This is a genomic window from Desulfosarcina sp. (genome assembly GCF_046496365.1).
GTDB lineage: Bacteria > Desulfobacterota > Desulfobacteria > Desulfobacterales > Desulfosarcinaceae > Desulfosarcina.
The window spans coordinates 64,988-78,623 of record NZ_JAWOHB010000135.1 but is presented as its reverse complement, the minus strand read 5'-3'; the positions used below and the strand labels follow the sequence as shown (position 1 = coordinate 78,623).

General features: G+C 60.3%; 10 protein-coding genes. 4 read left to right on the top strand and 6 right to left on the bottom strand.

The window, feature by feature from the left end:
* Window position 1 precedes the first annotated feature (1 nt).
* The 6 genes from R6V78_RS12525 to R6V78_RS12500 all read right to left on the bottom strand — a co-directional run bounded on the left by R6V78_RS12525 (window position 2) and on the right by R6V78_RS12500 (window position 10,005).
* Window positions 2–3,415: a response regulator gene (locus R6V78_RS12525; RefSeq protein ID WP_410289699.1), complete on the bottom strand. Its 3,414-nt coding sequence runs from the start codon at window positions 3,413–3,415 to the stop codon at window positions 2–4.
* 81 nt (window positions 3,416–3,496) lie between these two features.
* Window positions 3,497–4,645, bottom strand: coding sequence for a Coenzyme F420 hydrogenase/dehydrogenase, beta subunit C-terminal domain (locus R6V78_RS12520; protein ID WP_410289698.1), 1,149 nt, complete (start codon window positions 4,643–4,645; stop codon window positions 3,497–3,499).
* A 37-nt stretch (window positions 4,646–4,682) separates the two neighbouring features.
* Window positions 4,683–5,105, bottom strand: coding sequence for a hydrogenase iron-sulfur subunit (locus tag R6V78_RS12515; protein WP_410289697.1), 423 nt, complete (start codon window positions 5,103–5,105; stop codon window positions 4,683–4,685).
* 43 nt (window positions 5,106–5,148) lie between these two features.
* Window positions 5,149–8,556 (bottom strand): FAD-dependent oxidoreductase, encoded by a 3,408-nt coding sequence (locus R6V78_RS12510; RefSeq protein WP_410289696.1) that lies wholly within the window; start codon window positions 8,554–8,556, stop codon window positions 5,149–5,151.
* Window positions 8,557–8,693: 137 nt separating this feature from the next.
* Window positions 8,694–9,089 carry a response regulator transcription factor gene (locus tag R6V78_RS12505; RefSeq protein WP_410289695.1) on the bottom strand — a complete coding sequence of 132 codons (396 nt, stop codon included), beginning with the start codon at window positions 9,087–9,089 and terminating at the stop codon, window positions 8,694–8,696.
* Between the two features lie 430 nt (window positions 9,090–9,519).
* Window positions 9,520–10,005: an MFS transporter permease gene (locus R6V78_RS12500; protein WP_410289694.1), complete on the bottom strand. Its 486-nt coding sequence runs from the start codon at window positions 10,003–10,005 to the stop codon at window positions 9,520–9,522.
* A gap of 195 nt (window positions 10,006–10,200) precedes the next feature.
* Between R6V78_RS12500 and R6V78_RS12495 the strand changes: the two genes are divergently transcribed.
* The 4 genes from R6V78_RS12495 to R6V78_RS12480 all read left to right on the top strand — a co-directional run bounded on the left by R6V78_RS12495 (window position 10,201) and on the right by R6V78_RS12480 (window position 13,608).
* Window positions 10,201–10,671, top strand: coding sequence for a thioesterase family protein (locus tag R6V78_RS12495; protein ID WP_410289693.1), 471 nt, complete (start codon window positions 10,201–10,203; stop codon window positions 10,669–10,671).
* Between the two features lie 191 nt (window positions 10,672–10,862).
* Window positions 10,863–11,195, top strand: coding sequence for a hypothetical protein (locus tag R6V78_RS12490; RefSeq protein ID WP_410289692.1), 333 nt, complete (start codon window positions 10,863–10,865; stop codon window positions 11,193–11,195).
* Between the two features lie 21 nt (window positions 11,196–11,216).
* A complete protein-coding gene (locus tag R6V78_RS12485; protein ID WP_410289691.1) occupies window positions 11,217–11,954 on the top strand; it encodes a lysophospholipid acyltransferase family protein in 738 nt (245 codons plus the stop codon).
* Between the two features lie 4 nt (window positions 11,955–11,958).
* Window positions 11,959–13,608, top strand: coding sequence for a ribonuclease J (locus R6V78_RS12480; RefSeq protein ID WP_410289690.1), 1,650 nt, complete (start codon window positions 11,959–11,961; stop codon window positions 13,606–13,608).
* The last annotated feature ends 28 nt before the right edge of the window (window positions 13,609–13,636 follow it).

Here is a 13,636-nt window from a genome sequence, read left to right as displayed (position 1 = left end):
GTTACATGGCCATCAGGGCGCCATCAATCGTACTGAGCAGGCTGCGGCGGGCGAATCCGTCCACGATGGATGCGCTGTTGGGGCACACGGTGGCGCAGTCGCCGCAGCCTTGGCAGATCATCGGGTCGACCTGCACCCGCTGGTTGGTTTCATCCAGAAAACGGGCGCCATAGGGACAGGTGTCGATGCAGCGCAGGCACAGCATGCACAGGCTGTGGCGTACGATGGCTGTGGTTCGGGCCGCCGGCAGCTCCAGGGCGGCCAGGATGGCCAGGGCGCGTCCGGCGGCGGCCTCGGCCGTGGCCACCGATTCGGTGATGGACCGCGGCGACAAGGCAATGCCGCAGGCAAATACCCCGGTCTGCATGGCCTCTACGGGACGCCATTTCGAATCGGCTTCCTGGAAAAAACCATCCCGGTCACGTGGGACGCCGTAAGCCAGGGACAGCGCCTCGGGCAGGCGGGCTTCAATGCCAGTCGCCAGCACCAGCAGGTCGGCGGCGATTTCCACCGGTGCATCCAGGATGGGATCGTGGTGCCGCACCCTTACCGGCGTGGTTTCTTCGACGGCAATGCGCACCTGCGGCTTTTCTTCGGGCCGGTATTGGAAAAAGAGAACACCCCGGCGGCGTGCCTCGGTGAACCAGCTCTCCGCCAAACCGCAGGTCATCATGTCACGGTAGAAGATGTAGATCGGCAGATCCGGTTGGCGGTTTTTCAGCCACAGGGCCTGCTTCAGGGCCGTGGGGCAGCAGACTCGGCTGCAGTAGTTGCGTGGTTCCTCCCGGGAACCGACGCACAGAATCATGGCCACGGCATTCAGCCGGTCGTCGGCCACCCGATCCTCACGGATGCGCACCTCAAGGTCGCGCTGGGTGATCACCGCTTCGCTGGTACCCCAGCCGTAGGCATCGGTGGACGCTTCGCGGCCGCCGGTGGCAAGGATGACCACCCCATGTTCCAGGGTCGTGGTCGGTGCGTCGGCGGTTTCGATGGATGAGACAAAATGGCCGGCCTGACCAAAGGCGCCGACCACACGGCTGTTCACCATCAGTCGGATTCCGGGATGCTGGTTTACCCGACCGACGGTCTCTTCCACAAACGGTGCGATGGGTTGGCCCTCAAGGGTCTGGTGCAGCCACACCAAATTGCCGCCCAGGGTCGCGGAGGCTTCCACCAGGGTCACGGGCACACCGTGGTCGGCGATGGCCAGGGCCGCATGCATGCCGGCGATGCCGCCCCCCACCACCAGGGCATGCTTGGCGGGCGATGCAAGGCGTCTTGCTTGCATGGAAATATTCTTCAAGCTGGCGATACCGGTCCTGATGGCGGTGAGGGTGGCCGGTGTATTCAATCCCTGGTGATCGTCCACGACGACCGATTCAATCAGGGATGGATGCAGAGAAATGGTGGTGGCCAGGTTCCTGGCCTTCCGGCCGTAGACGAAAGTGAGGCAGGCGCCGATCAGCACGCGGTTGATATCGGCGGTATCCATTGCCTGCACCGCCTGCCAACCGTCGGCTGTGCAGATGGTCTCCATGACCATCACCCGCGCGACTGCCGGATCCTGTTTCAACGCTTCGGTCAAGGCGTGCAATTCACCGTCATGTTCCGTTGGGGTATGGCAGCGGCAGAGCATCACCAGGATGCGGGGCGGCTCCCGGGATACATCGCGATATGTATCCGTGGGTGGGATGGTCTTCTCGGCCAGGCCGCCTCCCGCGCGATGGATCGCCCGGGACGCGTTGGCTGCAGCCGACGAGGCGCGGATTACCGATTCGGCAATATCGGTGGGGCCGGTTAAGGTACCGCCGGCAAAGACGCCGGCCCGCCCGGTACGGGTGTCGGAAAAGGGGAGCGTTTTGACGAAACCGAACGGGTCGGTGTCGATCCCCAGTGCTTCGGCCAGATGGCGCGTCTGATCGCCGGCGCGCTGACCGACCGAAAGGACGACCAGATCGAAGGCCTCTGCGTGCACCCTGCCCGAAGCGGTGGTCCAGCGAATGGTTACATCCTCGTTGCCGAGGGTCGGCGCAATGGAATGCACCCGGCCACGCGACAGATTGACGCCTTCACCCGATCCAATCTGTTGCCCGTAGCGTTCAAAGGATTTGCCGAAGGTTCGCAGGTCCATGTAGACGACCGTGGCCTGGAAATCCTCCCCGGCCACCGATCGGGCCAGGGCGATCTCCTTGAGGGCGAACATGCAGCAGATGGTGCTGCAGAAATCGGAACCGGACTGCAAATCACGGGATCCCACGCATTGAATCCATGCGGCCTTTTTCACCGGGCGCTTGTCCGATGGGCGCAGCAGACGGCCATTATCCGGCCCGGTGCCGCTGAGCATGCGCTCGAACTCAAGGCTGGTGACCACATTGGGCACAATGCCGTAGCCCATGGAATTTTTCCCCACCGATGGGTCGATGCAGGTGGTACCGGTGGCCAGGACGATGGCGCCCACTGTCTGTTTGCGATAGCCAGCTTCCTGAAAAGCCGCATACGCTTCCGTGATTTTAGGAATCAGGACCTCGGGTTCGAAGGGCTTGATCAGGTAGTCCATCGCACCGATTTTCATGGCCTCTACGGCGGTTTCCACGGTCGCGTAAGCCGTCATCATCAGCACCCGGAGGTCCGGTACGACGGCCCTGGCCTTTTCCAGTACCTCGACACCGTCCATACCCGGCATCTTGATGTCCAGCAGCATGAGATGAAAGGGGGCTGCAGCGAGCTTTTCCAGGGCCTCGGGGCCCGATGCGGCCATCTCCACCGTGTATCCTTCCTCGTCACCCAGCCAGGCTTGCAGAGAATTCCGGATAATGGACTCATCGTCAACCACCAGGATCCGAAAGCCCCGGCGGCCCATGGCCGACAGACGGATGGCACCGGTTGGACAGGCGGTCTCGCAGGCCCCGCAGCGGGTGCAGGTCTTCGGGTCGATGGTATAGGTGTTGGGAATGTTGTGGGGCACCGGCAGGTAGATCGCCTTGCGATCGGTCAGGCCGGCGTTGAAATTGTCGGGTACCGTCACCGGGCAGGCTCGGCTGCACTGGCCGCATCCGATGCAGCGGTTGGGATCGACGGCGCTGGGCGCTTGTTTCAGAGTGACCTGGAACTTGCCTGGCTCGCCCTCCACCGATACCAGGGTGGTGTTCAGCAGGATGGCGATGTTTTCGTGAAAGAGTCCTTTTCGCAGGCAGGTCTGGGTGCCCGAATCCCGGTCGACCATGGGCAGCATCCGGCACATTCCGCAGTGATCCGTGGGAAACTGGAAGTCCAGTTGGCTGAGGATGCCGCCCATATGCGGTGCCCGGTCCGCCAGGGTCACCCGGTATCCCATCTGAGCCAGGTCGATGGAGGTGCGGATGCCGCTGATGCCGGCGCCGACGACGAGGGCACTGCCGATTTTGTGGTTCATGTTGCTCCCCTGTGATGACGATGTTGAAAACCCTGCGTGCGAAGCGACTTCATCCCACGGATCCAAGAACGCAAAACCCAATTAATTCAACCCCACCACCTCATCGTACTCCTTTTCCTCAAAACCGCACATGGGCGGCCGCTGGGACGGATCCAGTCCGGCGCCGTAGCCGAAGGCGGTTTGAGTTTGCTGGGCCACATAACTGAACAGATCGGCCAGGGGGATGTCGTTGGGACAGGCATTGGTGCATTGGCCACAGCCCACGCAGGCCGTACTGATGTGGGCCATGCGGGTCAGGTGGAAAAAGAGTGTGTCCGTGGGCATCTTGGCGCTGCCCTTGCGGCGGGCCCACTGCAGGTATTGAAAAGGTTCGTGGTGAAAGGTGTCGGTGCTGAATACGCAGGTGGTGCAGTAGCACACCGGGCAGGCGGTGCGGCAGTTATAGCAGTTGACGCAGTCGGCCAGATAGGTTGACAGCCCCTGGATGCTGCCGGTGGCTTGGGCCACGGATGCGAACATCTGCTCCCGGTATTGTGTGCGCGACGCCAGTGTCGTGTTGATCACGGTTTTGCGTTGCAGTGCGGCCTCCCCCGCCGGTGGAAGATCCAGACCCGTGAGCACGGTCTCCCCAATTTCCGTGATGGCCCGGGCCGTCAATCCACCGGTCGGGTCGGCACTGAAACACTCCACGATGATGTCGGCACCCGTGGGGACCGGATGGCTGCAGGCGCGGCAGGCTGCAGAGAACGGGAGCGCCTCCCGGCCGGTCTCACCGGCGGCGAGGTCCGCGCAAAATGCCTGCGTGGCCGCATCCGCCGTTTCGTACTGGTCGGCAAAGTTTCTGAAGGCGCTGTTGGAAAATGCTCCCGGACAGTCGAGCCCGACGATCACCACATCGTCACGCTGCCCCTGATTCAGCTTGACCAGTTCATTAAAGGCGCGAATCTCGCAAGGGCGCAGGACCGCCGCCAGCCGCCCGCCGGCCGGCTGGCGGGTGAGTTTGGCCAGCTGCTGGGCCCCGTTTACGGGAAACGCCGGTGACAGTGGATCGGCTTGTGCCAGTCGAGCCGGATCCGACACCAGCGTGGGCATGATGCGGTTCTTGACGGTCAGGCCGGTGGGGACGAGCACGGCTTCGATTCCCGCCTTCTCCATGAGCGTAGCCAAAAAGGACCGCATGCCTGATAACCAGTCACCGTTGCCGATGTCGATCAGAATTGCCTGTGTCATAATCCCTCCGGAACCACTCCTTGGGCGCAGCGCGCCATCAGATCACCATCTTCAGGTCGGGAAGCATGGGGCCCAGTTCCCGGGTCTGGGCCACCAGTTCGCCCATGATATGGGCGAACTGGATCCCGTCACTGGCGCCGATCCAGGTCAGCCGCAGCCGCCGGCTGTCAATGCCGAACCGGGGCAGGATTTCCTTGAGCAGCTTCACCCGGCGCCGGGCCTTGTAGTTGCCGTTGATGTAGTGGCAGTCACCAGGGTGGCACCCGCTGATCAACACACCATCGGCCCCCTCCAGAAACGCCTTGATGACATACTGGGGGTCCACCATTCCCGTGCACATCACCCGGATCAAGCGGACGTTTTTGGGGTAAGAGAGCCGGGAGGTACCGGCCAGGTCGGCAGCGGTGTAGGTACACCAGTTGCAGACGAAGGCAATGATGGCGGGTTCGAAAGATTCCATAAAAAACCTCCGGTTTTATTTGTCGCGCCAAGCACGGATACTTTTATCCAACTGCGGCCAGGGCGGTCATGATGCCGTCCAGTTCCGCAAAAATCTGCCGACTCTGAAAGTGCCGGACCTGGGCTGCGTTGGACGGACAGGCGGTGCTGCAGCTGCCGCAGCCCTTGCACAGGGCGCCGTTGACCACGCTGACCTGGCGCCGGCAGTCGAACTCGATGGCGCCATAGGCGCACAGGCCGATGCAGGTCTGGCAGCCGGAACAGATTTCGGGGTCGATCCAGCTGATGGCCGATGGTACCGCCACCACACCCCGGGTGGCCAAAGAGAGTGCCTTGGCCGCAGCCCCGGAAGCTTGGGCAACCGTGTCCGGGATGTCCTTGGGGCCCTGGCAGGCTCCGGCCAGAAAGACGCCGTCCGTGGCTGTGTTCAAGGGGCCCAGCTTGGGATGCTCTTCCAGAAAGAACCCGTCTGCACCCGCGTTGACCCCGAACAGCCGACCCACCTCCGGTGTATCGGCGCGCGCTTGCATGGCGCTGCACAATACCACCATGTCCACCGGTACCCGCACCCGTTCGCCGAGCAGGGTGTCTTCGGCGATGGCCACCAGTTTGCCAGCTTCCGCTTCGGATTCAACCTGATCGGTAATTTCGGCCACTTTGCCGCGGATGAAAATCGTACCCTCCTCTTGGCAGCGGCGATAGAACTCCTCGTAGCCTTTGCCGAAGCAGCGCTGATCAATGTAGAAATCGTAGACCTGGGCGTGGTGTCCCACCTTTTCCTTGATCAGATGGCTGTATTTGAGGGCATACATGCAGCAGACCCGGGAACAGTAGGGATGGTAGTTGATGTCGCGGCTGCCCACGCAGTGAACCAGGGCAACGCTTTGGGGTGGACCGGCAAAACGGCCGGCCTCGTTGCGCATAAGAATGCGGCCGCCGGTGGGGCCGGTGGCGTTGCTCAGGCGTTCGAACTCCAGGCTGGTGAAGACATTGGCATAGCGACCGTAGCCGAAGGGCTTCATGGGGGTGGGATCCAGCAGGTCGTATCCCGTGGCCAGAATGATGCTGCCCACCTGAAAGGTCTCCTGAGTGGCTGTCATGGTGTGGTCGATGGCCTTGGCCTCGCATACCGATACACAGGCCATGCACTCGCTGCAAATCCCGCAGTTCAGGCAGCGGGATGCTTCCCGCCGGGCGTCCGCCTCGTCCATGCCGGGATCGACTTCGTCGAAGGTCATCGCTCTGGCGGCGTTGCGACGATCTCCAAGGCGCACGCGCGGCACCGGTGCGATGCCCTCGGGGATGGCGGCCCAGTCGCTTCCCGGTTTGAGCTGAGTACTCAGGGCACGGGTGAATTCGCCCAGGTCCGCGTTGTCGAGGAAACGTTCGATGGCTGCGGCCGCCTTGTGTCCGGCCGCCACCGCCTCGATTACCGTGGCCGGCCCGGTGACCGCATCACCGGCGGCAAACACATGCGGGATGGACGTTTGCATGGTCTGGGGGTTCACGGCAATGGTGTGGCGGGCCGTCAGGTCAAGTTCGGGAACCGCTTTGGTCCAGGCCATGTCGGTCCGTTGGCCGATGGCCGGGATCACCGCATCGCAGTCGATGACAAACGCCGACCCTTCCACGGGTATCGGTCGGCGCCGGCCGGAGTCGTCCGGAGGACCCAATTCCGTGCGCATGCATTCGAATCCAGCCACCCGGCCGTCGGCGGCCAGGATGCGCACCGGCGCCGTTTGGGTGGCGAATTCGATGCCCTCATCCCTGGCGCCCTGGATCTCTTCGGCATAGGCCGGCATCTCCTGCTCGGATCGGCGATAGACCACGGTGACCGTGTCGGCACCCAGCCGTTTGGCTACCCGGGCGGCGTCGATGGCCACATTGCCGCCGCCCACTACGGCGACCCGTGCACCGGGTGGTTGCCGGTCGCCCTGGTTGACCTCGCGTAAAAAGGCAATCGCGTCGATTACCCCGTGGGGGGTCTCCTCACCGGGAATGTGAAGCTTCAGGGAGGCATGGGCGCCAATGGCCAGAAAAACGGCCCCATATCCCTGGTCAGCCAAACCCGCCAGGTCGAAATCCGTTCCGAAGCGGGCGCCGGTGCGGGCATCGATGCCGTGGCGCAGCAGGTAATCGATCTCTTCATCCAGAATGCCGGGGGGCAGCCGATAGTCGGGAATGCCCACGCGCAGCATGCCGCCGAGTGCCGGCAGGGCCTCGAAAAGGGTGATCTGGTAGCCCTTCAGTCGAAGATCGTAGGCCACCGTCAGTCCGGCAGGGCCGGAGCCCACCACGGCCACTTTTTCGGGCCGGTCTTCAATTTCAGGAATAGGCAGGTCATCGGTGCTGACCTGATCCGCGGCAAAGCGCTTCAGGTCGCGGATGGCCAGGGGCGCGTCCACCTCCCGGCGCCGGCACTGCCCTTCGCAGGGATGCGGGCATACCCGCCCCAACACGCCGGGCAGGGGCAGGCGCTTGAGAATCAGTTCCACGGCCTGGCGGTATTTGCCCTGGCCGATCAGCTGCACATAGCCCTGGACATTGATGCCCGCCGGGCAGGTGGTGGTGCAAGGGGCCCGGTCCTTTTTGTCGATGGTGAAGGAGATCGGAACCGCCTGGGGAAACGCCCGGTAGATGGCTTTGCGGTCGGCCAGTCCCTCGTCCCACTCGCTGGGCAGGGAGACCGGGCAGACCTTGGCGCACTCCCCGCAACCGGTGCAGACTCCCGCGTCGATGTAGCGTGGTTTGCGGGTGACGGTGACCTGGAAGTTGCCGATATAGCCCGACACATCGGTCACTTCGCTGTAGGTCAGCAGATTGATGTTTGCATTCTGGGCCACTTCCACCATCTTGGGGGTGCCGATGCAGGCCGCACAGTCCAGGGTGGGAAAGGTTTTGTCGAACTGGAGCATGTGGCCGCCCACGGTGGTCTGCCGCTCCACCAGGTGGACCGTGTGGCCGGCGTTGCCGATGTCCAGGGCGGCCTGCATACCGGCGATGCCGCCGCCCACCACCATGACGTCGGGGTGCACGCTGACGGATCGTGCTTCCAGCATCTGATGAAAATTCACGCGATTGATTGCTGCGGCGGCTATGGTCTTGGCTTTGCGGGTGGCTTCATCTTCATCGGGGGTGACCCATGAAACCTGTTCGCGCACCGAGGCCATCTGGAAAAGGTAGGGATTCAATCCGGCTCGCTGGCACGCGCCTTGAAAGGTCTTTTCGTGCAGGCGGGGTGAACAGGAGGCCACCACCACCCGGTTGAGGCCATAGGTCCGGATGTCATTTTCGATCATCTCTTGTCCGGGGTCGGAGCACATGAATTTGTAATCGCGGGACACGACGACGTTTTTCAGGCCCCGGGCGAAGTCTGCCACATCGCTCACCCTGACCTTGTGAGCGATGTTGATGCCGCAGTGACAGATGTAAAATCCGATTTTGATGGTCATCGATGTTCTCCTCCACCCCGCATACGGGTGGGATCGACGGATTCAGGGATTCGGGAATCGAGTTGGCCGATATACCAGCGATGCATCGATCTTAATTCCTTGAATGGCCCGATGCCAAAACCCATAATTTCCCTTTTTTATGTTGCCGAACAAAGCCGGTTGACGACGGTCAGCAGTTCATCCGCTTCCGGTGGTTTCTGAAGATAGGCCTCGGGTTCGGGAATGGGCTTGCCGCCAGGCGACCGCTTGGCTCCCGGGCAACGGTAAAAGGTGCTGCTGTCCAGCGTGGACAGCATGATCACCGGAATACGGCATAGGCTCTGGTTGGTGCGAAGATTGTGGTAGAGGCGAATCCCCGCTTCGCCGGGCAGCATGGCGTTGATGATAATCAGATCGGGGCACGCATCGACAACCTTTTTAAGACCCTCGGCAAGGGTGGCTGCACAGATCGGGCAAAACCCGTTGGATGTCAGCAGATTGGAAAGGAAGATGCTTGTGTCCGGATCGTCCTCCACCACAAGAATGGTTTTCACGTGCCTGTCCGTTGCCACCGAGGCCTCAGTGCTGCTGTTATCCAAAGGGATCTCCAGTTACGGTTTCCCGCGGCGAACCCTGGGAAATATACGCCCATGGGCTTCTGTTTTCAGCGGCATGGTCTACATTGCCGTCTGCAGTCGGCGTTGAACCGCAACGGCGCCAAACTGAAATGCCGATATCAACCAGCACGGAGCGTGCCACCCATTCCAAATCAAGATATAACCATCAGATATAAAAAGAAAAATTGATTATTTCCGGCAGGTTGCTGCAGATGACCGGCCTGCAGGCGTTGCATCATTTGCAACACATGCAGCGTCGGTATCCGCAGGTTTTTTTGAACTGGAATTTTTTTTACTACTTGGATTATTTAAAAATTTTAAACATGTTGCATATTGTTGCGCAACGGTTGTTGCATCCTGGGTGCGGTCACCGGTTCTCTATCGGCCAGGAGCGATCACCCATAAGCATGCATACACCGTCCGTGTCCCCTGCCAGATAGGGTGCTAGGGTCAACAGGGCCCTGTCGGTGAATTTGATGCGTTCGTCGCCCCTTTGCTGGTAAAGCTGGTCGGATTGGATGAACAGGCGGGAAGGGTCCAGAGCAAGGGTTTCTCCGGTGTTGAGGGTCATCCGCATCGGATCACCCGCCAGGACCTGGAAGACGAAAAGGGGTGTGTCATCGTAAGCAAAATAAACCTTTTCGCGAACATCGCCGCGCGTCTGGGTGACGTAATAGCCATCCTGGTCCCGCCGGATGGCGTGGTTGAAATAGTCGATGATACGCTTGTGCTCAAAACGACCGTGGCGGTTCTGCCACCGGCCGTGGCCGTCCATCCAGAAGACGGCATCTTCCTTGTGGATGACCACTTCGGGCAGGTGGTCTTTCGGCAATTCGAAATCGTGATCATTCATGGGCGGCAAGACTTCGGTTTATTTTCGTGCTCTTGTTCTGTTATAGTCACCGCGGGTTAACGCATGACTTTGCTCAGCGCAATTATACAATCACGCTATCCATGTCCCCGCAGGAGACGGGAACGATGCCTTTGATGCTTCAAGCGTTATCGCATTCCCGGCGGCTTTTCAAGGGCGAGGCAAAAGGAGCAGGCAATGGATGATGAAGCGGAGAGCGACCGGGATTTTTTTGACCGGTTGGCCGGGCTGTATGGGCAACAGCTGCCCTTTAACCGGGTGCTGGGCATTCATGTCACTGGGGTGGACGCAGAAGGCGGAACGATGGCTTTTGCCATGCGCCAGGATCTCATCGGCAATGTTTTTCACCGCACCCTGCATGGCGGCGTCATTTCTGCCGTATTGGATGCTGTGGGCGGACTGACGGCCTCGGCCAGCCTGGTGGCACGTGCCGCCGGCCTGCCCGATGAAAAAATCAAGGCGATGTTGGCCCGGGTGGGGACCATCGATCTGCGGGTGGATTACCTGCGGCCAGGCCGGGGTGAACGGTTCTCGGCCAGCGGGCGAATCATGCGGTCGGGCCGCAAGGTGGCCGTGGTGCGCATGGAAATGCACGCCGAGAACGATCTGCTGATCGCCGTGGGGACCGGCACTTACATGATCGGATGAAACCCGTTGCATCCATGGTGGATGTCTATCTTTCCAAACGACCCCTACCGGTTGTTGTCCAGGTTCCGGGCTGAACATATATATTGAGATTTGAACCGATTTATGCTAGGACGGCTGCTAAGTTGAGGAATTGCCGATTGGGGGTTGAAGGCATTCGGCCAACGCACGACCTCCGGAATTAAAATGCGCGCATGAAACAATATGTGATTGACGAACTTCGTCTCCAGGATTACGAAAAAGTCAAAGGATATCTGGAAGAAACCTTCGGCGATTCAGGCGTCGACGGCCTTTATTGGATGCCCCTGGATGCGTCGGTGCTTTCCGACGCCCAGCAGGCGCATGGCGATTGTGCGCCTTTTTTCATTGCATTGGAATTGGGCCAGGATCGTCTCGCCGCTGAAATGCTGATTCGAACCCGCAGCCGGGTAAGATGTGACTGCATTCACTATGCAGATGAACGGCAGCGCAACTGGCTGGTTCAGACCGTGGATGCCATTTTCGAAAAACTTGAAATCGTCACCTGACCGGACGGGGCGTCACCCGCAATGTTAAAATCGATTCTATACACCCTGCAGACGTTGATCATCGTCGTGTGGACCCTCCCGACAACAGCGCTTATCGCGACCACGGTTATTGTTTGCTCTTTTTTCAGCCGGACGGGCAACGGTCCCCATCTGCTCGCCCGGTTCTGGGCCAATTCCATCTTGTGGGTGAGCCGCGTGAAGGTCACCGTGAGCGGCATCGAGAAACTGGACCCCCGCCGCTCCTACATCTACATGCCCAATCATCAGAGCAATGCCGACATCCCCCTTCTGCTGGGACGGCTGCCGGTTCAGTTCCGCTGGCTGGCCAAGGCCGAACTGTTCAAGATACCCGTTTTCGGGCGGGCCATGCGCGGGGTGGGGTATATCAGCATCGACCGGTCCAACCGCAAATCGGCTTTCGAGAGCCTGGAACGGGCGGCCCGGACCATCCGCAACGGCACCAGCGTGCTGATCTTTCCCGAGGGGACCCGCAGCCGTGACGGCCGCATACTGCCCTTCAAGAAAGGCGGATTTGTTCTCTCGGTGGACTCGGGGGTGCCCATTGTACCCATCATCATCCGGGGAACCCGGGATATCATTCCCAAGGGACGTTTCATGATCCGGCCGGCACCGGTGACCATGCAGATACTGGATCCGGTGGAGACATCCGGGTACTCACGCAAAACCAAGGATGCCCTGTTGGAAAGAATCCGGACCATCCTCATCGATAATTTTGAAAAAGAGAGCCGGGAATCTTAGGGCGATGCTGAAACTTATCCCGTTGGGCGGCTTGGGCGAGATCGGCCTGAACATGATGGTTGTGGAATACGGCGATACGATTTTCGTCATCGATGCCGGAATCATGTTCCCCGAAGCCTACATGCTGGGAGTCGATTTCGTCATTCCGGACATGGATTATCTGCGCCAGAACCGGACCCGGGTGGCCGGAATCATTCTCACCCATGCCCATGAGGACCATATCGGCGCGCTGCCATTTTTGCTCAAGGAGATCAACGCACCGGTTTTCGGAACCCCTTTTACCCTGGGTATCGTTCGCCACAAGCTGGAAGAGCACGATTTGCTCGCTGCGGTTTCCCTGCACGAAGTGCGTGCGCGGGAGCATCTCAAGATCGGCCCTTTCGAGGTGGAATTCATCCGGGTCAACCACAGCGTCGTCGACGGTGTGGGCCTGGCCATTCGCACCCCGGTGGGGATGGTGGTTCACACCGGCGACTTCAAGTTGAGTCAAACCGTGGTCGAAGGCATGCTCACCGACGTCAACCGCTTTGCCCAGTGCGGGGAGGAGGGCGTTTTGGCCCTGCTGTCCGACTCCACCAACGTGGAGAAGGAAGGGCACACCATCTCCTCCCAGGAGATCGGTGCCGAGTTGTCCCGAATTGCGGATTTGGCCGGCGGACGCATCATCGTGGCCCTGTTCGCTTCCAACATCGCCCGGATCCAACAGATCGTCAACATCGCCAAAACGCGCCAGCGCAAGATCGTTTTCAATGGCCGCAGCATAGAAGTCAGTGTTTCCATCGCGCGCCGGCTGGGCTATCTGGACATTCCCGAGGGTATGGAGATCGGCATCGACGAATTGTGCACTTGCCCTGACGATGAGATCATTCTGGTCACTACCGGCAGCCAGGGCGAACCCATGTCGGCGCTGGCGCGCATGGCTGCCGGCATCCACAAGCAGATCAAGATCCATTCGGATGACACGGTGATTCTCTCTTCCAAGTTCATTCCCGGCAACGAAAAAGCCATTGCCGGCATCATCAACAACCTCTACCGGCGCGGGGCCGACGTGGTCTACGAGAAGATTTCGAGAATCCACGTTTCCGGGCACGCCTTTCGGGAAGAGCTCAAGATGATGATCAATCTGGTCAAGCCTAAATTCTTCATGCCCGTGCACGGCGAGTACCGTCACCTGGTGCTGCACACGCGGCTGGCCCGGTCGGTGGGCATCCCCGACGACAACCTGATTCTGGCCCAGAACGGCCAGATGATCGAACTGGATGAAAAGGGATTCCGGATTCGTGACGGCATCTGCTCGGGGAGGGTCCTTATCGACGGCAAGGGCATCGGCGACGTGGGACGCAGCGTGCTCAAGGAGCGTCGGCTGCTCTCCGAGGAGGGTCTGGTGGTGGTCAACATGGCCTTTGACGAAGAGACCGGCATTGTGGTTTACGGACCCGATATTGTATCCCGGGGGTTTGTCTTCGAGACAGAGACCGGGTATCTGCTTCAGGATGCCCAGTGTGTGGTTTTGGAGATCGTGGAAGATGTTCCCCCGCACGTTCCCAATCGGGTCGATCGGATCCGCAAACGCATCCAGACAGCCCTGCGGCAGTATTTTTTTTACACCATCGGCCGTCGGCCGGTAATTCTTCCCTTTTTGGTGGAAGTTTAACAACAGTGGATTCATAAAGTCACCGATT

Excerpts from the sequence above, each read along its gene's own strand:
- R6V78_RS12525 (WP_410289699.1), bottom strand. The coding sequence starts at position 3,415 with ATGAACCACAAAATCGGCAGTGCCCTCGTCGTCGGCGCCGGCATCAGC.
- R6V78_RS12510 (WP_410289696.1), bottom strand. The coding sequence starts at position 8,556 with ATGACCATCAAAATCGGATTTTACATCTGTCACTGCGGCATCAACATC.
- R6V78_RS12485 (WP_410289691.1), top strand. The coding sequence starts at position 11,217 with ATGTTAAAATCGATTCTATACACCCTGCAGACGTTGATCATCGTCGTG.
- R6V78_RS12515 (WP_410289697.1), bottom strand. The coding sequence starts at position 5,105 with ATGGAATCTTTCGAACCCGCCATCATTGCCTTCGTCTGCAACTGGTGT.
- R6V78_RS12495 (WP_410289693.1), top strand. The coding sequence starts at position 10,201 with ATGGATGATGAAGCGGAGAGCGACCGGGATTTTTTTGACCGGTTGGCC.
- R6V78_RS12480 (WP_410289690.1), top strand. The coding sequence starts at position 11,959 with ATGCTGAAACTTATCCCGTTGGGCGGCTTGGGCGAGATCGGCCTGAAC.
- R6V78_RS12520 (WP_410289698.1), bottom strand. The coding sequence starts at position 4,645 with ATGACACAGGCAATTCTGATCGACATCGGCAACGGTGACTGGTTATCA.
- R6V78_RS12500 (WP_410289694.1), bottom strand. The coding sequence starts at position 10,005 with ATGAATGATCACGATTTCGAATTGCCGAAAGACCACCTGCCCGAAGTG.
- R6V78_RS12490 (WP_410289692.1), top strand. The coding sequence starts at position 10,863 with ATGAAACAATATGTGATTGACGAACTTCGTCTCCAGGATTACGAAAAA.